This window comes from Georgenia sp. 311, from assembly GCF_006151955.1.
Lineage (GTDB): Bacteria > Actinomycetota > Actinomycetes > Actinomycetales > Actinomycetaceae > Oceanitalea > Oceanitalea wutianyii.
Window position 1 is genome coordinate 32,552 of record NZ_VDFS01000062.1, and the last position, 22,616, is coordinate 55,167.

At 74.4% G+C, this 22,616-nt stretch carries 20 protein-coding genes; 14 read left to right on the top strand and 6 right to left on the bottom strand.

From position 1 onward, the window contains the following. Nucleotides 1-75: 75 nt before the first annotated feature. The 3 genes from nagB to FHE66_RS13590 all read left to right on the top strand — a co-directional run bounded on the left by nagB (nucleotide 76) and on the right by FHE66_RS13590 (nucleotide 3,125). Complete coding sequence (gene nagB / locus FHE66_RS13580) at nucleotides 76-861, top strand: glucosamine-6-phosphate deaminase (protein WP_139073513.1); 786 nt, start codon at nucleotides 76-78, stop codon at nucleotides 859-861. Between the two features lie 84 nt (nucleotides 862-945). Further along, nucleotides 946-1,290, top strand: coding sequence for a DUF3039 domain-containing protein (locus FHE66_RS13585; RefSeq protein WP_139073514.1), 345 nt, complete (start codon nucleotides 946-948; stop codon nucleotides 1,288-1,290). A 56-nt stretch (nucleotides 1,291-1,346) separates the two neighbouring features. Beyond that, nucleotides 1,347-3,125 carry a DEAD/DEAH box helicase gene (locus tag FHE66_RS13590; protein ID WP_139073515.1) on the top strand — a complete coding sequence of 593 codons (1,779 nt, stop codon included), beginning with the start codon at nucleotides 1,347-1,349 and terminating at the stop codon, nucleotides 3,123-3,125. A gap of 27 nt (nucleotides 3,126-3,152) precedes the next feature. Here the strand turns inward: FHE66_RS13590 and FHE66_RS13595 are convergent, their stop codons facing one another. Next, a complete protein-coding gene (locus FHE66_RS13595; RefSeq protein ID WP_139073516.1) occupies nucleotides 3,153-3,977 on the bottom strand; it encodes an aminoglycoside 3'-phosphotransferase in 825 nt (274 codons plus the stop codon). A gap of 71 nt (nucleotides 3,978-4,048) precedes the next feature. Here FHE66_RS13595 and FHE66_RS13600 point away from each other — a divergent pair, with 71 nt between their 5' ends. From FHE66_RS13600 to FHE66_RS13630, 8 genes are all read left to right on the top strand, one after another. After that, the gene (locus FHE66_RS13600) at nucleotides 4,049-5,383 is read left to right on the top strand and encodes a nicotinate phosphoribosyltransferase (protein ID WP_139073517.1); all 1,335 of its coding nucleotides are present in this window, start codon (nucleotides 4,049-4,051) and stop codon (nucleotides 5,381-5,383) included. A 123-nt stretch (nucleotides 5,384-5,506) separates the two neighbouring features. Next, complete coding sequence (locus FHE66_RS15650) at nucleotides 5,507-5,665, top strand: hypothetical protein (protein ID WP_168202643.1); 159 nt, start codon at nucleotides 5,507-5,509, stop codon at nucleotides 5,663-5,665. A 119-nt stretch (nucleotides 5,666-5,784) separates the two neighbouring features. Beyond that, complete coding sequence (gene clpS / locus FHE66_RS13605) at nucleotides 5,785-6,099, top strand: ATP-dependent Clp protease adapter ClpS (RefSeq protein ID WP_139073518.1); 315 nt, start codon at nucleotides 5,785-5,787, stop codon at nucleotides 6,097-6,099. A 1-nt stretch (nucleotide 6,100) separates the two neighbouring features. After that, nucleotides 6,101-6,700 carry a DUF2017 domain-containing protein gene (locus tag FHE66_RS13610; RefSeq protein ID WP_139073519.1) on the top strand — a complete coding sequence of 200 codons (600 nt, stop codon included), beginning with the start codon at nucleotides 6,101-6,103 and terminating at the stop codon, nucleotides 6,698-6,700. 16 nt (nucleotides 6,701-6,716) lie between these two features. Then, nucleotides 6,717-7,541, top strand: a complete 825-nt coding sequence (gene murI, locus FHE66_RS13615; RefSeq protein ID WP_139073520.1) for a glutamate racemase — start codon at nucleotides 6,717-6,719, stop codon at nucleotides 7,539-7,541. Then, a complete protein-coding gene (locus tag FHE66_RS13620) occupies nucleotides 7,538-8,332 on the top strand; it encodes an MBL fold metallo-hydrolase (protein WP_139073521.1) in 795 nt (264 codons plus the stop codon). Before murI ends, FHE66_RS13620 begins: the two co-directional genes overlap by 4 nt. 134 nt (nucleotides 8,333-8,466) lie before the next feature. Beyond that, complete coding sequence (locus FHE66_RS13625) at nucleotides 8,467-9,435, top strand: reductase (protein ID WP_139073522.1); 969 nt, start codon at nucleotides 8,467-8,469, stop codon at nucleotides 9,433-9,435. A gap of 136 nt (nucleotides 9,436-9,571) precedes the next feature. Next, nucleotides 9,572-12,241, top strand: a complete 2,670-nt coding sequence (locus FHE66_RS13630; RefSeq protein WP_230976529.1) for a phosphoenolpyruvate carboxylase — start codon at nucleotides 9,572-9,574, stop codon at nucleotides 12,239-12,241. Nucleotides 12,242-12,426: 185 nt separating this feature from the next. Here the strand turns inward: FHE66_RS13630 and FHE66_RS13635 are convergent, their stop codons facing one another. Genes FHE66_RS13635 through FHE66_RS13650 form a run of 4 tightly spaced genes read right to left on the bottom strand, consistent with a single transcriptional unit; the run spans nucleotide 12,427 to nucleotide 17,501 of the window. Then, nucleotides 12,427-13,983: an ABC transporter ATP-binding protein gene (locus FHE66_RS13635; RefSeq protein WP_139073523.1), complete on the bottom strand. Its 1,557-nt coding sequence runs from the start codon at nucleotides 13,981-13,983 to the stop codon at nucleotides 12,427-12,429. Then, nucleotides 13,980-14,843 carry an ABC transporter permease gene (locus FHE66_RS13640; RefSeq protein ID WP_369692767.1) on the bottom strand — a complete coding sequence of 288 codons (864 nt, stop codon included), beginning with the start codon at nucleotides 14,841-14,843 and terminating at the stop codon, nucleotides 13,980-13,982. Before FHE66_RS13640 ends, FHE66_RS13635 begins: the two co-directional genes overlap by 4 nt. Then, complete coding sequence (locus tag FHE66_RS13645; protein ID WP_139073524.1) at nucleotides 14,840-15,829, bottom strand: ABC transporter permease; 990 nt, start codon at nucleotides 15,827-15,829, stop codon at nucleotides 14,840-14,842. The genes FHE66_RS13640 and FHE66_RS13645 overlap by 4 nt, the downstream gene beginning before the upstream one ends. Before the next feature lie 10 nt (nucleotides 15,830-15,839). Next, a complete protein-coding gene (locus tag FHE66_RS13650; protein ID WP_139073525.1) occupies nucleotides 15,840-17,501 on the bottom strand; it encodes an ABC transporter substrate-binding protein in 1,662 nt (553 codons plus the stop codon). Between the two features lie 128 nt (nucleotides 17,502-17,629). Here FHE66_RS13650 and FHE66_RS13655 point away from each other — a divergent pair, with 128 nt between their 5' ends. After that, entirely contained in the window at nucleotides 17,630-18,160 is a 531-nt protein-coding gene (locus FHE66_RS13655; RefSeq protein WP_139947907.1) for a TetR/AcrR family transcriptional regulator, read from the top strand. Nucleotides 18,161-18,230: 70 nt separating this feature from the next. On the opposite strand, the gene FHE66_RS13660 is transcribed toward FHE66_RS13655, so the two are convergent. After that, nucleotides 18,231-19,685: a lipase maturation factor family protein gene (locus tag FHE66_RS13660; protein WP_139073527.1), complete on the bottom strand. Its 1,455-nt coding sequence runs from the start codon at nucleotides 19,683-19,685 to the stop codon at nucleotides 18,231-18,233. A gap of 182 nt (nucleotides 19,686-19,867) precedes the next feature. Between FHE66_RS13660 and FHE66_RS13665 the strand changes: the two genes are divergently transcribed. Then, entirely contained in the window at nucleotides 19,868-20,890 is a 1,023-nt protein-coding gene (locus FHE66_RS13665) for a LacI family DNA-binding transcriptional regulator (RefSeq protein ID WP_139073528.1), read from the top strand. Between the two features lie 374 nt (nucleotides 20,891-21,264). Further along, a complete protein-coding gene (locus FHE66_RS13670) occupies nucleotides 21,265-22,578 on the top strand; it encodes an extracellular solute-binding protein (protein ID WP_139073529.1) in 1,314 nt (437 codons plus the stop codon). The last annotated feature ends 38 nt before the right edge of the window (nucleotides 22,579-22,616 follow it).

Below are 22,616 nucleotides of genomic sequence, written 5' to 3' on the forward strand. Positions count from 1 at the left end.
TCCCACGGCCCGCAGGGTCAGTAGGCTGGTCGCGGGTGCGAGGCGCACCCGAACCGTGCGAAGGAGAGGTACCCGGTGGAGGTCGTCATCACGTCCGGTGCGCAGGAGAGCGCACAGTTCGCCGCGGACGCAATCGAGCAGCTGCTCAGCCGCAAGCCGGACGCCGTCCTCGGCCTGGCCACCGGCTCGACCCCGCTGCCCACCTACGACGAGCTCGTCCGCCGGCAGCAGGCGGGCCGGATCAGCTTCGCCCGCGCGCGCGGGTTCACCCTGGACGAGTACATCGGGCTGCCCGCCGACCACCCGCAGCGCTACCGCAACGTCATCGAGCAGGAGCTCGTCGGCCGGGTCGACTTCGCCCCCGGCGCGGTCACCGGTCCGGACGGTCTCGCCGAGGACCTGCCCGCGGCCGCCGCGGCCTACGAGCGCGCGATCGCCGAGGCCGGCGGGGTGGACCTGCAGATCCTCGGGATCGGTACCAACGGCCACATCGCCTTCAACGAGCCCGCCTCCTCCCTCGCCTCCCGCACCCGGGTGCAGCCGCTCGCGCCGCAGACCCGCAGCGACAACGCCCGCTTCTTCGACGGCGACGTCGAGGCCGTCCCGCGGCTGTGCTTCACCCAGGGGCTGGGCACGATCATGGAGGCCCGCCACCTCGTCCTCATCGCGACCGGTGAGGGCAAGGCCGCCGCGGTGCGCCAGCTCGTCGAGGGCCCGGTGAGCGCCATGTGGCCGGCGACGATCATGCAGCACCACCCGCACGCCACCGTGCTGCTCGACGAGGCCGCGGCCTCCCAGCTCGAGCACGTGGACTACTACCGGGAGACCTACGCGGCGAAGCCGGCGTGGCAGGGCCTGTAGCCACCGGCGGCTGTGCCGTAGGCCTCGCCGAACGTCGCGTGCCTCACGGGGACCTCGTCTGTGGCTCGTCCTAGACTGGTCCCCATGAGTTCCACCGAGCCCCCGAGCCAGCCGAGCGAGCCGTCGACGTCGTCGGGAACGAGCGTCCTCGAGCGCGAGGAGGTCCGCGAGCAGGAGCCCGGTGACAACGACCGCTACGCCCACTACGTGAAGAAGGACAAGATCATGTCCTCCGCGCTGTCCGGGCAGCCGGTCGTGGCGCTGTGCGGCAAGGTGTGGACCCCGGGCCGGGACCCCAAGAAGTACCCCGTGTGCCCCACGTGCAAGGAGATCTACGAGAGCCTCCAGGGCGACGCCGGCTCCTCGGGACGCGGCCGCTTCGGCGGCTTCGGACGCGGCGGCCGCGGCTCCGGCGGAAGCGGAGAGTGAGCGCCGGCCACCAGCGCCGGCCGGCCCCGACCACCTCGCAGGCAGTTCCTGCAGGTGTGTCGACCGCTGCCGCGGAGCACCTCTCGCCCGCCTACCCTGCGCGGGCTGCGTGGGGGACCGCCTCGCGGCTGCGTGCCTGGCAGGCCGAGGCACTGCAGACCTACCTCGACGAGGACCCCCGCGACTTCCTCGCCGTCGCGACCCCCGGGGCCGGAAAGACGACCTTCGCCCTGCGGGTGGCCACCGAGCTGCTCTCCCGGCGCGAGGTCACCGCGGTCACCGTCGTCGCGCCCACCGAGCACCTCAAGGGCCAGTGGGCGGAGGCGGCGGCCCGCGTCGGCATCCAGCTCGACCCGGCCTTCCGCAACGCCCAGGAGCGTCACGGCGCGTCCTTCGACGGCGTTGCGCTCACCTACGCGCAAGTCGCCGCCAACCCCGACCTGCACCGCCGCCGCACGACCGCCGAGCAGACGCTCGTCATCCTCGACGAGGTGCACCACGGCGGGGACGCGCTGAGCTGGGGCGACGGCATCCGCCTCGCCTTCGAGCCGGCCCGCCGGCGTCTGGCGCTCACCGGCACCCCGTTCCGCTCGGACACCGCGGCCATCCCGTTCGTCACCTACGAGCGCGACGCCGACGGCGTGCGCCGCTCGCGGGCGGACTACTCCTACGGCTACGCCGACGCCCTGCGCGACGGCGTCGTGCGCCCGGTGATCTTCCTGTCCTACTCCGGCCAGATGCGCTGGCGTACCCGGGCGGGGGACGAGGTGAGCGCGAGCCTGGGCGAGCCGCTCACCAAGGACCTCATCGGCCAGGCCTGGCGCACGGCCCTGGACCCGTCCGGCGACTGGATCCCCGCGGTCCTCGCCGCCGCCGACCGCCGCCTCACCGAGGTGCGCCGCGGCGTGCCCGACGCCGGCGGCCTCGTCATCGCCACCGACCAGACCAAGGCCCGCGCCTACGCCAAGGTGCTCCACGAGGTCACCGGCGAGATGCCCGTCGTCGTCCTGTCCGACGACGACGGCGCCTCCGCCCGCATCGACGAGTTCTCGGCCGGCGACCAGCGCTGGATGATCGCCGTGCGCATGGTGTCCGAGGGCGTGGACGTGCCCCGTCTCGCCGTCGGTGTCTACGCCACCTCCAGCGCCACGCCGCTGTTCTTCGCGCAGGCGATCGGCCGCTTCGTGCGCGCCCGGCGCCGCGGGGAGACGGCCTCGGTGTTCCTGCCGAGCGTGCCGGTCCTGCTCGAGCTCGCCGCGCAGCTGGAGGTGGAGCGCGACCACGCGCTGGACCGCGTGCTCACCTCGGAGGAGAAGGGGGACTACTTCACCCCGGAGGACGCGCTCGTCGCGGCCGCCAACCGGGAGGAGAAGGCGAGCGACGACCTCATGCTCCCGGGGTTCGAGGCCCTGGACGCCCAGGCGTCCTTCGACCGCGTCCTGTTCGACGGCGGCGAGTTCGGCACCGGTGCGGAGGTCGGCTCGATCGAGGAGGAGGAGTACCTCGGTCTGCCGGGCCTGCTCGAGCCCGAGCAGGTCCACACCCTCCTGCGTCAGCGTCAGGCCGAGCAGGTCAAGCAGCAGAAGCGCCAGGCGGCCGCCCGGGTGCAGCGTGAGGACAACGCCGGAATCTCCGACCACAAGCGTCGTGCGGCGCTGCGCAAGGAGCTGTCGGGCCTGGTGTCGGCGTGGTCGCGGCGCAGCAACAAGCCGCACGCCGTCATCCACACCGAGCTGCGCGAACGCTGCGGAGGCCCGGAGGTGCCCCTCGCGAGCATCGAGGAGATCGAGGCCCGCATCGCCCAGCTGCGCAACTGGTTCGTCGGCCGCAAGTAGCCCTCCCGGCCCGGTCCCGGCGACCGGTCAGGTGAGGTCCCACAGCAGGCGGTAGTAGGCGATGCGCTCCTCGTCGGGGGCCGTGCCGTACGCGGCGTAGACCTCGCGGGCGTACCCCGGGCCGAAGTTCCACTCCGTGCTCCACGCGGCCACCGCGAGGTCGGCCCACGGGTCGGCGACCCCGAGCGAGCCGAGGTCGACCACGCCCACGACGGAGCCGTCCGCGGCGAGCAGCGTGTTCGGGACGCACGGGTCGCCGTGGCACACGACCGTGCGGACCGGGGCGGGCGGCTGCGCGAGCAGCGCGAGCGCGTCCTCCGGGGACAGGTGGCGGTGCTCGGGGAACCACGCCTCCGGGCCGTGGCCCGCGGCGAGCCGCTGCCCCGCCCTGGAGACCCGGTCCTCCACCGCCCACCTGAACGGGCAGTGGGCCACCGGCAGTGCGGCGTGGAGCCGTGCCAGCCCCTCACCGAGGGCGCGGGCCGCGGTGCGCGGGTCGTGCGTCCAGCGGACGGCGGACTCACCGGGGAGGGCCGCGGTGACGAGCCAGGTGCCGTCGTCGTCCCTCCCGCTCTCCAGCACGCGCGGCACGGCCGCGAACGGTGCGGCCCACCGCAGGCGCTCGGCCTCGGCGGCGAGGTCCAGGCCCTGCGTGCCGCGGGCGACCCACTTGACGAACCGCCCGGCGCCGAGCCGGAACGTCAGGCCGCCGAGCTCGTTGCGCCACACCGGGACCACCTGCTCGCCCCCCGCGAGGTCGACGACGGCGCGCGGGACGCGCACGTCCCCACCCGGCGGCCCGGCCAGCCCAGGGGGCCCGCCGGGGGAGACGTCCGCCGCACGGTTCGACATGACCGCATTCTGGCGGGTCCGACCTCGGGCGGGCGAGGTACCGCGGGCACGGGGCCGCTAGGTTGGTCGCCATGTCACGCGCGACCACCGCACTGCTCACCGACCGCTACGAGCTGACGATGCTCGAGGCCTCCCTCCAGTCCGGTGCCGCGCACCGGCGTAGCGTCTTCGAGGTCTTCGCCCGCCGGCTCTCCGGCGGGCGCAGGTACGGCGTCGTCGCGGGCACCGGCCGGGTCCTCGACGCCATCGCCTCCTTCACCTTCTCCGGCGCGGAGATCGACTGGCTGCGCGAGATGGGCGTCGTCAGCGGCGAGACCCTCGACTACCTCGCCGGCTACCGCTTCTCCGGGGACGTCCTCGGCTACGGCGAGGGGGAGTGCTTCTTCCCCGGGTCCCCGATCCTCACCGTGCGCGGCACCTTCGCCGAGGCAGTCCTGCTCGAGACGGTCGTGCTCTCGGTGCTCAACCACGACTCCGCCGTCGCGGCTGCGGCCTCGCGGATGACCACCGCCGCCCACGGCCGGCCCTGCCTGGAGATGGGGGCTCGCCGCACCCACGAGGAGGCCGCCGTCGCGGCTGCGCGCGCCGCCGTCGTCGGGGGGTTCGCCGGCACGAGCGTCCTCGAGGCGGGCCGCACCTACGGCATCCCGACGATCGGGACCGCCGCACACTCCTTCACCCTCGTCCACGACGACGAGGAGGCCGCCTTCGACGCCCAGGTGCGGGCGATGGGGCCGGGCACGACGCTGCTCGTCGACACCTACGACGTCGAGCGCGGTGTCGAGCGCGCGGTGGCCGCCGCCCGTCGCCACGGCGGGGAGCTCGGCGCGGTGCGCCTCGACTCCGGTGACCTCGTCGCCCAGGCGTTCACCGTGCGCCGCCAGCTCGACGAGCTCGGCGCGACGACGACGCGCATCACCGTGACCTCCGACCTCGACGAGTACGCCATCGCCGCCCTCGGCGCCGCGCCGGTGGACGCCTACGGGGTGGGCACCAAGCTCGTCACCGGCTCCGGGCTGCCGACCGCCGAGCTCGTCTACAAGCTCGTCGAGCGCGAGGGCGCCGACGGACGGATGGTCGACGTCGCCAAGGCCTCGGCCTCCAAGGCGACCGTCGGCGGCTTCAAGGTCGCCGGGCGCGTCTTCTCCAACGGCGTGGCCCAGGAGGAGCTCGTCGTCGGGTGCGAGGACGAGGCCACCGGGGTGCGGGTGCTGGAGGAGCACGGGGCGCGCGGGCTGCAGCTCCCGCTCGTGCGACAGGGCGTCATCGCCGACGAGCACCGTGGACCGGGTGCCGTCGCGGCCGCCGCCGAGCGGCACGTCGCCTCGCGGGCCGCGCTGCCCTACGAGGGCTGGCGGCTGAGCGAGGGTGAACCGGCGATCCCGACCCGCCACGTCATCGCCTGAGGCCCCGAAAGTTCCAGGTCAGGCGCGAGTTTGCGGTTCAGCGTGCCCTGGTGAACAAGTTCTGCAACGCTTGACGCCAACAGGCCGGCGCCGAGTGGCGCCGGGAACGAAGGGAGTCCTCGTATGTCTTTGTGGCTGATTCTGATCATCCTCGGTGTCGTCATGCTCATCATCGGTGTCGCGGTCGAGGCGGCCCAGATCCTCATCTGGATCGGTGTGGCGATTCTCGTGATCTCCGTGATCATGTCCCTCGTGGGACGAGGCAAGAAGACCAGGGTTTGACCCGCGCCACACCACACGCGTGAGGACCTCGACGGGGCCCGGCAGGAACGTTCCTGCCGGGCCCCGTCGTCCTGCCGGGCGCGGGCGGGGCGTCGGGCGGAGTGCATAGGGTGGGGCGCATGGTGGCAGCGACGACGCCCGGACCCGTCACGGTGCCCGGGCAGACCGAGGAGCACGAGCAGGCGCTCGACCCCGCACGACCCTGGCGCACCGTGGTCTGGAACGACCCGGTCAACCTCATGAGCTACGTGACCTACGTGTTCCGCACGTACTTCGGCTACCCCGAGCCCCGCGCCCGCGAGCTCATGCTCCAGGTCCACCACGACGGGCGCGCCGTCGTCGCCGAGGGCGCCCGGGAGAAGATGGAGGTCCACGTGCAGGCGATGCACTCCTACGGGCTGTGGGCCACCCTCGAGCCCGAGGGGGGCGCCTGAGATGCGCGCGTTCCTCGCCGTCCCCGGCGGGTGGGCCTGCGAGCTCGAGCCCGCCGAGCTGCGGATCATCAGCCGCATCGTCGCCGACACCGCCGAGCTCCTCGGCTCGCACATCGAGGAGGAGGACGACGCCGAGCACGCCTCCGAGGAGGACGCCGTCCTCGCCGCCCTCGACTGGGACCCTGCCGCCGGACAGCCGCCCCGCGACCCCGCGCTCGCGCGGCTGCTGCCCCCGGCGAGCCGGGAGGACGAGCAGCTCGCCGCGGAGCTGCGCAGGCTCACCGAGAGCTCGCTGCGGGCGACGAAGGTCGACCACCTGCGGGTGGTCCACGCCGGCCTGCGGACGAGCTCCGGCGTCGTCGTCGTGCGCGCCGGGCAGGAGCGGGCCTGGCTCTCCGCCCTCACCGACCTGCGCCTCGTCCTCGCCGCACGCCTGGGCATCGAGACCGACGAGGACGCCGAGCGCGTCTACGACCGTGCAGGCACCGAGGCGCCCACCACGCCGCGTGACGAGCTCGACGCCGCCCTCACGAGCCTGTACGCCGCCCTCACCTGGTGGCAGGAGTCACTGCTCGAGGCCATGTCGGGCGGGCCCCGATGAGGTTAACGTCAGAAGCGTGAACGACGCGCCGATCGGTGTCTTCGACTCAGGGGTGGGGGGCCTGACCGTTGCGCGCGCCATCCTGGACCAGCTGCCCCACGAGTCGATCCTCTACATCGGGGACACCGCACACACGCCCTACGGGCCCAAGCCCATCGCCGAGGTCCGCGCGCTGGCCATCGACGTCATGGACCGGCTCGTCCACTCCGGGGTCAAGGCCCTGGTCATCGCCTGCAACTCCGCCTCCGCCGCCGTCCTGCGCGACGCCCGTGAGCGCTACACCGTCGGGGCCGGGGTGCCGGTCGTCGAGGTGATCCAGCCGGCCGTGCGCCGCGCGGTGGCTGCCACCCGCTCCGGGAACGTCGGCGTCATCGGCACCCGGGCGACGATCAGCTCCGGCGCCTACCGCGACGCCTTCGCCGCCGCGCCCCACCTCGAGCTCACCATGTCCGCAGCCCCCCGCTTCGTCGAGTTCGTCGAGCGGGGCGTCACCTCCGGCCCCGAGGTGCTCGCCGCCGCCCGGGAGTACCTCGAGCCCGTCCGCGCCGCAGGCGTGGACACCCTGGTGCTCGGCTGCACCCACTACCCGCTGCTCACCGGCGTCATCTCCTACGTCATGGGCGAGGAGGTCACTCTCGTGTCGAGCGCGGAGGAGACGGCCAAGGACACCTACCGGATGCTGGTCGCGCACGACCTCGAGCGTGACATCGCGGCCCCGCCGCCGCAGCACCGCTTCCTCGCCACCGGCGACGGCGAGAGCTTCACCCGGCTCGCCCACCGCTTCCTCGGCCCGGAGGTCGGCCGGGTGGACCGCGACACCGAGCTGGAGGTCACCGCGTGAGGCTGACGATCGTGGGCTGCGCCGGCTCGATGTCCAGCCCGGACTCCGCCTCCTCGTGCTACCTCGTGCAGGCCGACGGCCCCGACGGCGCCGGTGGCACGCGCACGTGGAGCATCCTCCTCGACCTCGGGTCCGGCGCCTTCGGCTCGCTCCTGCGCCACCTCGACCCCGCCGAGCTCGATGCCGTCGTGCTCAGCCACCTGCACGCCGACCACGTCGTGGACATCACCGGCCTGGACGTCTACCGGCGCTACAACCCGGCCGGGGCCCTCGGCCCGGTGCTGGTGCTCGGCCCGCCCGGCACCGACGCCCGCGTCGCCGGCCTGACGATGGAGGAGGACCTCTCCGCCCTCGACTCCGCCTTCACCTTCGCCGAGCACGTGCCCGGCCAGGTCGCGGAGGTCGGGCCGCTGCGGGTCGAGGCCTTCCCGGTCGAGCACCCGGTGCCCGCGTTCGCGCTGCGGGTCACCGGGCCGTCGCAGGACGGCACCCGCGACGTCGTGCTCACCTACTCCGGCGACACGGACGCCTGCGACGCGCTCGTGGAGGCTGCGCGCGACGCGGACCTGTTCCTCTGCGAGTCCGCCTTCCAGGAGGACCGGGACACCGTGCGGGGCATCCACCTCACCGGCCTGCGGGCGGGCACGATCGCCACCGCCGCCGGTGCCCGACGTGTCGTGCTCACCCACCTGCCGCCGTGGAACGACCCCGCGGTCGTGCACGCCGAGGCCACCGCCACCTACGCCGGCCCCCTCGAGCTCGCCACCCCGAACGCCACCTGGTCCCTCTGACCCCCTCTCTCCCCCCGCGAGAGCCGACTTCCGCGCGAGAGCGGAGTTCCGCGCGAGAGCGGAGTTCCGCGCGAGAGCCGACTTCCGCTGCTGGTCCGGGCGTCAGTAGCCGGTCGACGGTGTTCGATGGGCGCGTGAGACGCGTCCTGGTCCTCGGCGGCACCGCCTGGCTCGGCCGGGAGGTCGCTCGCGTCGCCCTCGCCGCGGGAGCCGAGGTCGTCTGTCTGGCACGCGGCGTGTCGGGCACCGTCCCCGACGGCGCGCGACTCGTCGTCGCGGACCGCACCCGACCGGGCGCGTACGCGGACCTCGACGGCGAGTGGGACGACGTCGTCGAGCTCGCCTACGAGCCGGAGCCGGTCGAGTCGGCGCTCGCCGCCCTCGCCGGCCGGGCGCGCCACTGGACGCTCGTCTCGAGCGTCTCCGTCTACCGCGACAACGACGCGCCGGGCGCGGACGAGGGCGCCGCCGTCGTCGACCCGGTCGACCTCACGGACTACGCCCAGGCCAAGGTGGCCGCCGAGCGCGCCACCGCCGCTGCCCTCGGGGAGCGGCTCCACGTCGTGCGCCCCGGCCTCATCGTCGGCCCGGGCGACCCCAGCGACCGCTTCGGCTACTGGCCCGCGCGCCTGCTGCGCGGTGGCCAGGTGCTCACCCCGACCCTGGCGGGACGGCACGTCCAGGTCATCGACGTCGCCGATCTCGCGGCGTGGATCGTCACGGCCGGGCTGCGCGGCGTGGGCGGCGTCGTCGACGCCGTCGGCCACAGCCACCCGCTCACCGACGTGCTCGCCGAGATCGCCGCGGCCGCCGGCGTCGACGGCGTCCGCGTCCCTGCCGAGGACGAGTGGCTCCTCGCCCGCGGCGTCCGTCACTGGGCCGGCCCACGGTCACTGCCGCTGTGGCTGCCGCCGGACATGGGCGGGATGATGCAGCGCAGCAATGCCGCCTACCTCGCCGCCGGCGGCAGCGTCCGTCCGCTCGCGGACACCATCGCGCGCGTGCTCGACGACGAACGCGAGCGGGGCCTCGACCGCCGGCGCCGCTCCGGGCTGACGGCGGAGGAGGAACACAGCCTGCTGGCGGATCTCGCCACGCCCTGACCGTGCGGAAGTCGACTGTCACGCGGAAGTCGGCTGTCGTTCGGAAGTCGGCTGTCGCGGGGGAGGGGCGCGACGCGCCGTGGACAGGGGATGGACGTGACGGCGGCCGGGGGTGGCGGGTCGTTAACCTGACCCCATGATTCAAAGCTCTTCCCCGGACGAAGCACGCAGCAGCGCCCGACTCGACATGCCCGAGGCGCTGCGCGCGGACGTGCGCCTGCTCGGCGCCCTCCTCGGTCGCGTGCTGCGCGAGGACGGCGGGGAGGATCTCCTCTCCGACGTCGAGCGGTTGCGCGAGCTGGCGATCGGCGCCGTCGTCGACACCGACGGCGACGGCCTGCTGGCCGAGGCGCAGGCCCTCATCGACTCCTTCACCGTGGAGCGCGCCGAGCAGGTGGCCCGCGCGTTCACCTGCTACTTCCACCTCGTCAACCTCGCCGAGGAGTACCACCGGGTGCGCGCGCTGCGCGGCCGCGAGGAGGCTCAGCCGCGGTCCGACGCGCTCGCCGGCGCCTACGCCCAGCTCGCCGCCGAGACCTCCGAGGAGGAGGCCGCCCGCCGGCTGCGCGAGCTGGAGTTCCACCCCGTCCTCACCGCGCACCCCACCGAGGCCCGCCGCCGCGCCGTCTCCGGCTCCATCCGCCGGATCTCCGACCTCGTCGCCGAGGCGGACGACCCGCGCCTGGGCGCCAACGCCCGCCAGCGCATCGAGCGCCGGCTGCTCGCGGAGATCGACACGATGTGGCGCACGGCCCACCTGCGCGAGTCCAAGCCCTCGCCGGTCGACGAGGTCTTCACCGCGATGTCGGTCTTCGAGCAGACCCTCTTCGAGGTGCTCCCTCAGGTCTACCGCCAGACCGACGACTGGCTCCTCGGCGACGAGCGCGGCTACGCCGCCCCGCGCGCCACGCCCTTCGTCCGGCTCGGCAGCTGGATCGGTGCCGACCGCGACGGCAACCCCAACGTCACCGCCAAGGTCACCCGGCAGGCGGCGGCCATCGCGGCCGAGCACGTCCTCACCGCCCTCGAGCGGGAGACCGCCCGGATCGGGCTGGCGATGACGCTCGACGAGGCAGGCACCCCGCCGTCCGAGGAGCTCCGCGCGCTGTGGAACTCCCAGCGCCAGCTCTCCGAGGAGGTCACCGCCCAGGTCGCGGCCCGCTCCCCGCGTGAGCCGCACCGCCGGGTCATGCTCGTCGCGGCCGCGCGCCTCGCCGCCACCCGCGAGCGGGACGCCGACCTCGCCTACACCGGCCCGGAGGAGTACCTCTCGGACCTGCGCGTCGTCCAGGACTCCCTGCGCCGGGCCGGTGCCTTCCGCAAGGCCCACGGGGACCTGCAGAACCTCATCTGGCAGGCCGAGTCCTTCGGGTTCCACCTCACCGAGCTCGAGGTCCGCCAGCACTCCAAGGTGCACGCGCAGACGCTCGCGTGGCTCGAGGACCCGACGTCGGTGCCCGAGCCGGCCGTCGACCCCGAGGAGGTCCTCGAGACCTTCCGGTCGATCGCCGCGATCCAGCGCCGGCACGGGATCGACGCCTGCCGCCGGTACACGGTCTCCTTCACCCGCAGCAGCGAGGACCTCGCCGCCGTGTACCGCCTCGCCGAGCACGCGCTCGGCTCGCCGGAGGCCGCGCCGGTGCTCGACGTCGTGCCCCTGTTCGAGACCTTCGACGACCTCCAGGCCGCGCCGCGGATCCTGGAGGAGATGCTCGAGCTGCCGCAGGTGCAGGCGCGCCTCGCGCAGACCGGACGCCGCATCGAGGTCATGCTCGGCTACTCCGACTCCGCCAAGGATGTCGGGCCGGTGTCGGCGAACCTCGCGCTGTACGTCGCGCAGGAGGAGATCGCGGCCTGGGCGCAGCGCAACGACATCCACCTCACGCTCTTCCACGGCAAGGGCGGCGCCCTCGGCCGTGGCGGTGGCCCCGCGAACCGGGCGATCCTCGCGCAGCCGCCGCACTCGGTGGACGGCCGGTTCAAGCTCACCGAGCAGGGCGAGGTCATCACCGCCCGCTACGGCGACCGCGCGATCGCGGCCCGGCACATCGACCAGGTCGCCGCGGCCACCCTGCTCGCCGGCGCCCCGTCGACGGAGAAGCGCAACGCCGCGGCCGCCGAGCGTTTCGCCGGCCTCGCCGCGACGATGGACGAGGTCTCCCGCGCCCGCTTCTACGAGCTCATCCACGCCGAGGGCTTCGCCCCCTGGTTCGCCCAGGTGACCCCGCAGGAGGAGGTCGGCATGCTGCCGCTGGGCTCGCGTCCCGCGCGTCGCGGCCTGTCGGTGGAGTCCCTCGAGGACCTGCGCGCCATCCCGTGGGTGTTCGCGTGGACCCAGGCGCGGATCAACCTCACCGGCTGGTTCGGCCTCGGCTCCGCCCTCGAGGCGGTCGGGGACCTCGAGGCGCTGCAGACCGCCTACCGCGAGTGGCCGCTGTTCAACACGCTCATCGACAACGTCGAGATGTCGCTGGCGAAGACCGACCGACGGATCGCGCGCCAGTACCTCGCGCTGTCGGACCGGGAGGACCTCTCCCAGCTCGTCCTGGACGAGCTCGACCTCACCACCGACTGGGTGCTGCGCATCACCGGCCACTCCTACCCCCTCGAGGGGCGCCGGGTGCTCGGCCGGGCGGTCCAGCTGCGCAACCCCTACGTCGACGCGCTGTCGCTGCTGCAGCTGCGGGCGCTGCGTGCGCTGCGTACCGACGCCGACGTGCGGCCCGACGCGGAGCTCGCCGAGATCCGGCGCCTGCTCCTCCTCACCGTCAACGGCATCGCCGCGGGCCTGCAGAACACCGGCTGACGCCTCACGGTCCGGGCATGGGCGGGGTCGTCCCTCCGGGGGCGGCCCCGCTCTCGCGTCCGGGCGCGCGTCGAACCTGCCACCAAGTCGGCGACACGCGGGCGACACGCTGTGCCGGGCGCCCCGGGAAGGGCTTGCCACGGCACTTCGTGGCAGGTTCCGTGCGGCACCGGGCCGGCCTCGCGTCACGGGAGCGGGTGCACGGCCTCCAGCAGCGCCCGGGTGACCGGTGCCTGCGGCGCGGCCCACACGTCCTCGACCGGACCCTGCTCGACGATCCGCCCGCCCTGCATGACGGCGACGCTCCGGCACACCCTCCGCACGACGGCGAGGTCGTGGGAGATGAGGACGAGCGCGGTGCCGGTGCGCTCCTGGAGGTCGACGAGCAGGTCGAGGATCGCGGCCTGCACAGTGACGTCGAGGGCGGAGACCGGCTCGTCGAGCACGAGGACGGCGGGGTCGGCGGCCAGGGCACGCGCGATCGCCAGCCGCTGCCGCTGCCCGCCGGACATCGCGCGCGGCCGGCGGTGGAGCACCGCCTGCGGCAGCCGGACGAGCTCGAGGAGCTCGGCGGGGGAGCGGTCGCTCCCTGCGGCGCGCACGGCCGCGGTGAGCACCTTGCCCGCCGTCCAGCGCGGGTCGAAGGAGGCGAGTGGGTCCTGCGGGACGAGCCGCACGAGGTGTCGCCGCGGCCGTCGGCGGCGCTCGGGGAGACCGCTCCACGGCTCGCCGAGCAGCTCCACCTGCCCCGCGTCCGGTTCCTCGGCAGCGACGAGCATGCGCGCGAGGGTCGACTTCCCGCTGCCCGACTCCCCGACGACCCCGAGCGCCTCGCCGCGCCGCACGAGGAGGTCGACGTCGTCCAGGGCGTCCACGGCGCCACCGCCGGGCAGCCGGTAGCGCCGGGTCAGCCCGCCGGCGCGCAGCACCTCCTGCCCGCCGGGGGGAGTCGTCCCCGGCCGCGACCCGCGCGGCACCGCGGCCAGCAGGGCGCGGGTGACGTCGTGGGACGGGCGGCGCAGGACCTCGTCCACCGGTCCGGACTCCACCACCCGGCCCGCGTCGAGCACGACGACGTCGTCGGCCAGCCGCGCCACCGCGCCGAGGTCGTGGGTGACGAGGAGGACGGCGGTCCCGGCGTCGCGGAGCTCGGCGAGGAGGTCGAGGACGCCGCTCGCGACGGTGGCGTCCAGCGCCGTCGTCGGCTCGTCGGCGACGAGCAGGGCCGGGTCGGAGACGATCGCGGAGGCGATGAGGGCGCGCTGGCGCATCCCGCCGGACATCTCCCCGGAGCGCTGGGCGGCGCGGGTGGCGGGCTCGTCGAGGCCGGCGCGGACGAGGGCATCGAGCACCCGGCGGCGTCGCTCCGGGGCGGACACCCCCTGCAGGCGCAGCGACTCCCCGACCTCGGCGCCGACGGTGCGCAGCGGGTCGAGGGACTGGAGCGCGTCCTGGAGGACGAAGCCGACGTCCTGCCCGCGCAGGCGCCGCCACTGGCGCTCCCCGGCCGCGGTGAGGTCCTGCCCGGCGACGTGCAGCCGCGTCGCCGACACCCGTGCGGGCGCCCCGCCCTCCCCAGCGAGGCCGACGAGGCTGCGCGCGAGCACCGACTTGCCGGCGCCGGACTCGCCGACGACGGCGAGACAGCGCCCCGCCTCCAGGCGCAGGTCCACCCCGCGCAGCACCTGGCCCACGCCGGGGAAGGCGACGGTGAGCCCGGCGACGTCGAGGACGGGGCTCATGCCGGCGCCACCGCGCTCAGTCGCCGACCGAGGAGGGTGAGGGCCGCGGCGGTCACGGTGATCGCGAGACCCGGGGCCACGGTGAGCCACCAGGAGGTCGTGATGTGCAGGCGGCCGGCGTTGAGCATCGCCCCCCACTCCGGTGAGGGCGGCAGCGCCCCGAGCCCGAGGTAGCTGAGCGCCGACACCCACACGATCGCCTGCCCGACGCCGAGCGTGGCGAGCGCGACGAGCGGCCACACGGTGTTCGGCAGGACGTGGCGGACGAACGCGCGCGGCGCCCCGACGCCCTCGAGCCGCGCCGCCCCCACGTACGGGCTGCGCGCGACGGACTGCGCCCGGGCGCGCAGGATCCGGGCGTACCCCGGGGCGGTCGCGGCGCCGACGGCGAGCACGGAGGGTCCCACGCCCGCGCCCAGCACGGCGACGAGCAGGAGCGCGAGGACGAGGCTGGGCAGCGCGAAGAGCACCTCGATGACCCGGCTGAGCAGTCCGTCGAGCCAGCGCGGGCCGAGCGCGGCACCGAACCCGAGGACGACGCCGAGGGCGAGGCCGATCGCCGTCGCCGCGGCTCCCACGCCGAGCGACTGACCCGCGCCGTGGACCACGCGCGTCCACACGTCCCGACCCGAGGCGTCGGTGCCGAGCAGCCCGCCCTCGCCGGGTGGCAGGTAGGCCCGCGCGGGCGCGACGGCGGTGGGGTCGCCGGGGGCGAGGAGGTCGGGCCACACCGCCGCGAGGAGGACGAGGAGGACGACGGCGCCGCTCACCAGCCCGCCGGGCCCGAGTGAGCGCACGAGGCGGGTGGCGCCGAGCCGTTCGGCGGCCTCGCGCAGCGGCGTGACGGCGCGGATGCTCACGAGACCACCTCGCCGTGCGGCGCCGTCCGGACGGCCTCGAGCCGGCCGCGCAGCCGCGGGTCGACGAGCCGCTCGAGCACGTCGGCGACCGACATGACGACGACGTAGCCCAGCGCGATGACGAGGACGACGCCGATGACGAGCGGGACGTCGCGGGAGTGGGTGGCGTCGATGAGCAGGCGCCCGAGGCCCGGGCGCCCGAACAGCGTCTCGACGACGACGGCGCCGGAGAGCAGCGAGCCGAAGGCCCAGCCGGACAGCGCGATCGCCGGGAGGGCGGCGTGGCGCAGCGAGTGGCGCCACAGCACCGAGCCCTCCCCGGCGCCGCGGGTGCGCGCCGTCGTCGCGAAGGGCGCGGTGTGCGCCTCCTCCAGCCCGTCGCGCATGACCTGGCCGAGGAACCCGGCGACGGGGACGGCGAGGGTGAGCGCGGGCAGCAGGAGGGAGCGCAGGGAGCTGTCGCTGCTCGTCGCCGGCAGCCAGCCCAGCCCGCCGGCGACGACGGCGATGAGCATCGCGCCGAGCCAGAAGTGCGGGGTCACCGAGGCGACGACCTCCGCGCCGCGCAGCACGCCGACGGCCCGCCGGGCCACCGGGCCGCGGGCCCGCACGGCGGCGGTGGCCACGACGAGGGCGATGACCCAGGCGAGGAGCAGGCCGAGGGCGGCGAGGGCGAGCGTGCCGCCGAGCTGGTCCCCGATGAGCTCGGAGACGGGCCGGCGCCGGGCGTAGGAGTCACCGAGCCGGAACGTCACCGTCCGGGCGAGCTGGAGCAGGTACTGGACGAGGAGCGGCTGGTCGAGCGCGTACTCCGCGCGCACCTGCGCCACCGCCTCCTCGCTCGCCTGCGAGCCCGGCCCGCCGAGGATCGCCTCGGAGGGGTCGCCGCCCGCCGCGCGCAGCGCGAAGAACACGACGGTGGCGACCACCCAGGCGACCAGCGCGGCCGCCGCGAGCCGGCCCAGCAGCCAGCGCAGCACGCTCATCGGCCGGTCCTCAGGAGGTGAGCCGTGCGCCCACGAAGGTGGGCGTGGAGACCGTGCCGAGGGTGGTGACGCCCTCGACGCCGCGGGTGAGGAAGTGGTTCTGCTGGTCGTACAGCGGCAGGATGTAGTAGCCCTCGAGGACGCGGCGCTGGACCTCGGTGTAGAGCTCGGCGCGCTCGTCCGGGTCGGTGATCCGCGCCGCCTCGTCGAGCAGGGCGTCGAGCTCGGGGTCGGTGACCTGGGAGAGGTTGGCGAAGTAGCCGCTCGGGGCGGGGACGGTGCCGTCGGAGTGGTAGAGGATCCGCAGCACGTCGGGGCCGACCTTCGTGTACGGCGCGCTCACGGCGTCGTAGTCGTTCTCCCCGCCGCCCTCGGGCGCGGCGAGGGCGCCGTACCAGGCCGACAGGTCGAGCGGGGTGATGACGACGTCGAAACCGACGGCGCGGGTGTTGGCCTGGATCTGCTCGAAGAGGGCCTGCTCGGCGGCCACGGACTGGTTGGTGCTCACCGGGAGGCGGACGGTGAGGCGCTCGCCGTCGCGGACCCGGTAGCCCTCGTCGTCGACCTCGTCCCAGCCGGCCTCGTCGAGCAGCCGCTCGGCCTGCGCGACGTCGGTGACGAACAGCGAGGGGTCGGAGTAGGCCATCGGCTCCACGCTCGACAGCGGGGAGTGGGAGCGGGTCGCGACGCCCTGGTAGAGCGCCTCGATGCCCGGGTCGACGTCGGCGGAGAGGACGAACGCCTGCCGGACGCGGACGTCGTCGAACGGCGCCTGGGAGGAGTTGAGCTCGATCCGGTTGACCGACCCGGGACGCGGGGCGTCGATGTGGGTGATGCCGGCGGCCTCCGCGGTGACGACCGCCTCGGGCTCGGGGTTGTCGATGACGTGCACCTCGCCGGACTGCAACGCCGCCCAGCGGGTGGCGGGGTCGGGCAGGAAGCGCCACTCGATGCGCTCGAGGTGGGCGGGACCGTCGTGGTCGGCCTCAGGACCGTGGGAGGCGTAGTCCTCGTTGCGCTCGAGCAGGACGTGCTGCTGGGGCACCCACTCGGTGACGACGAACGGGCCGGTCCCGATCGGGGCGGCGCAGTTCTCGTCGGTGCCGCGGGCGATGCCCGCGGGCGACTGGATCGCGGTCCACTGGGTGCTCAGCGACTCCAGGAGCGCGGAGTCCGGCTCGGACAGGTGGAAGCGCACGTGGCCGGCGTCCACCGGCTCGACCTCGGCGATCTTCTCGACCGCGAGGTAGCCGGTCGAGGAGGCGGTGTCCGGGTCCTGGAGGTGCTCGATGTTGACCTTGACCGCCTCGGCGTCCAGCGGGGTGCCGTCGGTGAAGGTGATGCCCTCGGCGAGCGTGAGGTCCCAGGTGAGGCCGTCCTCGCTGACCTCCCAGTCGGTGGCGAGCCAGGGCTGGATCTCCCCGGAGGCGTCGCGGCCGACGAGCGGCTCGAGGTACTGGGTGGAGATGAGCGCCTGGGGGTAGTTGCCGCCGACGTGCGGGTCGAGACAGGTGGGCTCGGCGTCGCCGGTGGCGTAGACGAGCGTGCCGCCCTCGACGGGCTCGCCGGTGGCCTCCCCGGCGCCGGTGCCCCCGTCGCTGCAGGCGGCGAGCGCGAGCGCCGCGAGGGCAGCTGCGGCGGCGATGCGGGTGTGCGGTCCGAGCTGAGCCATGACGTCCCGTTCGGTCGAGTTCTTGGGCTGCGTCCAACAATAACTCGGCGCCGGGTATGCCCGGACCGTAGGATCGTCGGGTGCGAGAAGGGCGCCGCGTCGGCCGGCCACGTTCCGCTTCCCGCGAGATGCTCGCCGAAGCGGCCTGTGAGCTGTTCCTCGAGAAGGGCTACGCCGCCACCTCCGTGGCCGACATCACCGAGCGCGCGGGCGTCAGCCGCAACACCTTCTTCAACTACATCCCGACGAAGAGCGACCTGCTCTGGACGTCCGTGGACGACGCCGTCGCGGACCTCACCGAGGCGCTCGCGGGCTCGGGGACCGACGGGGACGCGGTCGCCCAGGTCCGGGCGGCCCTGCTCCGGGTGGCCGCGGACGTCGAGCCCGGACCGGTCGCGCTCGCGTTCGCGAACGCCGAGCCGATGGGGGTGGGCGAGGAGCTCGAGGAGTCCGCCGCCCGCCGCCAGGCCGCCGTGGGGCGGGTGGTCGCCGGGTACCTGCGGCGCTCGCGGACGGAGGACCTCACCGCGGAGGTCCTCGGGACGGCCCTGGCCGGCGCGTTCCTCGCCGCGCTGCGCGCCTGGGCGCGCACCCCGGTGCCGCGCCCGCCGCTGCCCGACGTGCTGGCCCGGGCCCTCGACGTCGTCCGGCCCGGCTGACCCGCGGCGCGCCGTCCAGCTGCTCGGTCCCCATGGCGTCCACCACCTCCCTCGGTGCGTGGCCGCGACTCTAGGCTCGCCCTCCGACATCGCCGGGCGCTCGCCCCAGACGCCGCGGCGCGATGATCTCGCCGACCTCCCTGCGCACCCACCACACCCGCTCGCGCCGCAGCTCCTCCCACGTCGAGAACCGGTAGCGGAACACCCGCGCCCGTACCCACACCGGCCGCTCGCCGGCCAGCGGGTCGTGGCGCAGCAGCCGCAGGGTGGCGGCGTCGGCCTCGAGCAGACGGTCGAGGAACGGGAGGAACCACGCGAGCTGCGCCGAGGACCCCAGCCCGAGGAACCACATGCCCCAGTCCAGCCGCAGGTGGTAGGGCGCGTACTGCCGCGGCCGGCGCCCCGGCGGGCCGGGCTTGCCGCGGAAGACGTACTCCTCCCAGTCCTCCTCGCCCGGGTCCTCCTCACGGGTGGCCTCGACGACGATCTCCTCGCGTCGGCGGGTGACCGACCCGAACGCGCCGTAGGCCCCCACGAGGTGGAAGGGGTTGTAGGAGACGTTCATCCGCTGTCGCCGCGACAGGAGGTTGCGGGCCGGCCGCCGGCTGAGGACGAGGACGAGCCCCGCCATCACCAGGACGGCCCCGGTGAACCACAGCGGCGTCGGACCGGTCGCCCGCTCCGGGGTGAGCGAGGGGACCAGCCCGGCGAGGACGTCGTCGTCCACGGCCGAGAACGCGAGGACGATGGTGAGCCAGTTGAGCCAGGCGAAGTTCCCCGAGAGGACGAGCCAGAGCTGGGTGACGACGACGGCGCCCGCCGCCCACGTCGCGACCGGCTGCGGGGCCAGGAGGAGGAACGGCACGATCAGCTGGGTCACGTGGTTGGCCACCACCTCGACGCGGTGCAGCGGCCACGGCAGGCGGTGGAAGAACCAGCTCAGCGGGCCGGGCATCGGCTGGGTCTCGTGGTGGTGGTCCAGGGCCGTGAGGTTCCGCCAGGCCGGGTCGCCGCGCAGCTTGATGAGACCGGCACCGAGCTCCAGCCGGAAGACCAGCCAGCGGAAGGCAAGAAGGGTGAGCAGCGGCGTTCCGGTCCGGTCCGAGCCGAGGAAGGCAGCCAGGAAACCGGCCTCGAGCAGCAGCGACTCCCAGCCGAAGCCGTAGAAGACCTGCCCGACGTTGACCACCGACAGGTAGAGCGCGTACAGGGCGAGGAACACGAGCATCGGCAGCCACGGCGGTCCCTGCTGCGGCAGCCCGACGACGACGGCGAGCGCGAGCACCAGGCCGACCCGGGCGACGGCGCGGAGCAGACGGTCGGAGTAGCGCAGGTGGAACAGGCTGGGGGCGGCGCGCAGCGGGACCCGGGCGGTGAACCGGGGGACCGGCAGGAGTCCGCGCTCACCGAGCAGGGCCGGGAACTGGCGCAGCACGGCGACGAACGCGACGGCGTACACGAGCGCGACACCGCGCTGCAGGACGAACCGCGCGACCTGCGAGCCCTCGGCGACGAACCAGTCCACGTCCCCTACCTCCCCAGCGACACCGTGCGCACGGAGCACCCGGCGCCCATGGAACACCCCGCATCCCTCCGGTGCAGGCCGAGGTGACGGACGGGCCGTCCACTGCCGGGTGGAAACGTCCATGGAAGAAATGAGGTTGCGGGCGGGCATACTGTGACCCGGAACAGGAGAGGGGGGCCACCGTGACGCCACCGCAGCGCACTGCCGGCGCGACCCTCGACGAGGTCGCCGAGCGGGCAGGCGTCTCGCGCGCCACCGCCAGCCGGGTGCTCAGCGGCGACCCGCGGGTGAGTGACCGCGCACGCGAGGCCGTGCGGACGGCCGCCTCCGCCCTGTCCTACGTCCCGCGCCAGGCGGCCCGGTCGCTGGCCACGCGCCGCAGCGACGCCCTCGCGTTCGTCGTCGCCGAGAGCGGCGACAAGTTCTTCGCCGACCCGTTCTTCGCCGGCGTCCTGCGCGGCGCGCAGGTGGCCGCGGCGGAGCGCCGCCGCCAGCTCCTCTTCGTCGTCGTCGCCAACGACGACGACCGCACCCGCCTCGAGGAGTACGCCGCGGGCGGGCACGTCGACGGCGCGATGTTCCTCTCCGTCCACGGCAACGACCCGCTCCCCGGGCGCGTCCACCGGCTCGGCGTCCCCGTCGTGCTCGCCGGGCGCCCCGCGAACCCGCGCGTCGGCATCCCGTACGTCACCGCGGACAACGTCACCGGCGGGCGGCTCGCCGCGCAGGCGCTGCTCGCCCGGGGCAGCCTGCGCCCGGCCACCGTCTGCGGGCCGTGCGACATGACGGCGTCGCTCGACCGCCTCGCCGGCTTCCGCGCCGAGCTCGCCGAGAACGGGATCGACCTGCCGTCCACCGCGGTCACCGAGGGCGACTTCACCATCAGCGGCGGGCACCGCGCCATGGAGCGCCTGCTGGAGTCCGGCGAGCGCCCCGACGCCGTCTTCGCCGCCAACGACCTCATGGCGGTGGGCGCGCTCCGTGCGCTGCGCGCCCGGCGGATCCGCGTGCCCGACGACGTCGCCGTCGTCGGCTTCGACGACGTCCCGCTCGCCGCCGACGCCGATCCGCCCCTCACCACCGTGCGCCAGCCGCTGGAGGTCATGGGCCGCCACATGGCGCGCATGCTCATGGACCTCGCCGACGGCGGGCAGACGACGTCGGCGACCCTCGCCGTCGAGCTCGTCACGCGCACCTCCGCCTGACCCCACACCCGTCGCCCGGCGGAAGTCGGCTGTCGCGCGGAACTCCGCTCTCGCGCGGAAGTCGGCTGTCGCGCGGAAGTCGGCTGTCGCGCGGAAGTCGGCTGTCGCGCGGAAGTCCGCTGTCGCGCGGAAGTCGGCTGTCGTGCGGAAGTCGGCTGTCGCGGGGGAGGGGTGGGGGCGGTTGGGGGCTCCTGGGCGGACCCGGGTTGACAGGGGCGGGCGTCGGCCCCATCCTTCTGTGGACGCTATGGGAGCGCTTCCATAACGACCATGCCGATCTCGTCGGCCCCAGGAGGAACTGGGGGGACGAGGCCGGGCGCTCAGGACGAACTGACCCGCGAACCAACCGGCTACGACGCCGGGTAGGAGGAACCATGGACACCAGACGGACCAGGACCGCATCCGTCGTCGCCGCGCTGACCGCGGGGGCGCTCGCGCTCTCGGCGTGCGGTGACAGCGCGAGCGACGAGCCGGAAGGGGCCGGGGGGAGCACCGACGGCAGGACGACGATCACCGTCGCCCTCTTCGGCACCTTCGGCTACGAGGAGTCCGGCCTCTTCGAGCAGTACATGGAGGAGAACCCCGACATCCTCATCCAGTACGAGTCCACCCAGGGTGAGGACAAGTACTGGCCCGCCCTGCAGACCAAGCTGAACTCGGGCAGCGGCACGGCCGACATCCAGGGGATCGAGGTCGCCCGCATCTCCGAGGTCACCGCCAACCAGGCCGACCTGTGGACCGACCTGCGCGACACCCCCGCCGGGGAGCGCGTCGAGGACTACGTCGACTGGAAGGCCGACGCCGCCACGACCGCCGACGGCAAGGTCCTCGGGCTGGGCACCGACATCGGCCCGATGGCCCTGTGCTACCGCAGCGACCTGTTCGAGGAGGCCGGCCTGCCCTCCGAGCCCGACGAGCTCGCCGCCCGCCTCGGCTCGTGGGAGGACTTCATCACCCTCGGCGAGGAGTTCCAGGCCGGCGCCCCCGAGGGCACCGCGTTCCACGACTCCGCCGGTGGCCTGTACAACGCCATCGTCTCCACCGAGGAGCAGATCTACCACGACGAGAGCGGCGAGCTCGTCCTGGAGAGCAACCAGGCGCTGCGCGACGCGTTCGACCTCGCCGCCCGGGCCGGGCAGAGCGGGCTCACCGCCAAGCTCGAGCAGTTCGTGGACCCGAGCTGGGACGGCGGGTTCGGCAGCGGCACCTTCGCCTCGATCGCCTGCCCCTCCTGGATGATCGGCTACATCAAGGGCAAGGCCGGCGACGCGGGCAGCGGTCAGTGGAACATCACCACGCTCCCCGGTGGCCAGGGCGGCAACTGGGGCGGTGCCTACCTCGCCATCCCCGAGGCGAGCGAGAACAAGGAGGAGGCCGCCGAGCTCATCGCCTGGCTCACCGACGCCGAGCAGCAGGCGGCCGTCTTCAGCAACGTCGGCAACTTCCCGTCCAACACGGGCGCGATCGAGCTCGTCGGGGACACGACCGACGAGTACTTCAACGGCGCCCCGATCGGCCAGGTGTTCACGACGTCGGCGCAGAACGCGCCGACGCAGATCCTCGGCCCGTACGACGGTGTGGCGAAGAACGCCATGGTCCAGGCGCTGCTGTCCGTGGAGGTCAACGGCGTCGACCCGGCCGACGCGTGGGAGACCGGCGTCTCCCAGGTGCTCAACCAGGTCCGCTGAGCCGGCCGGTGGGGCGGGGGCCGCGTGCCCCCGCCCCA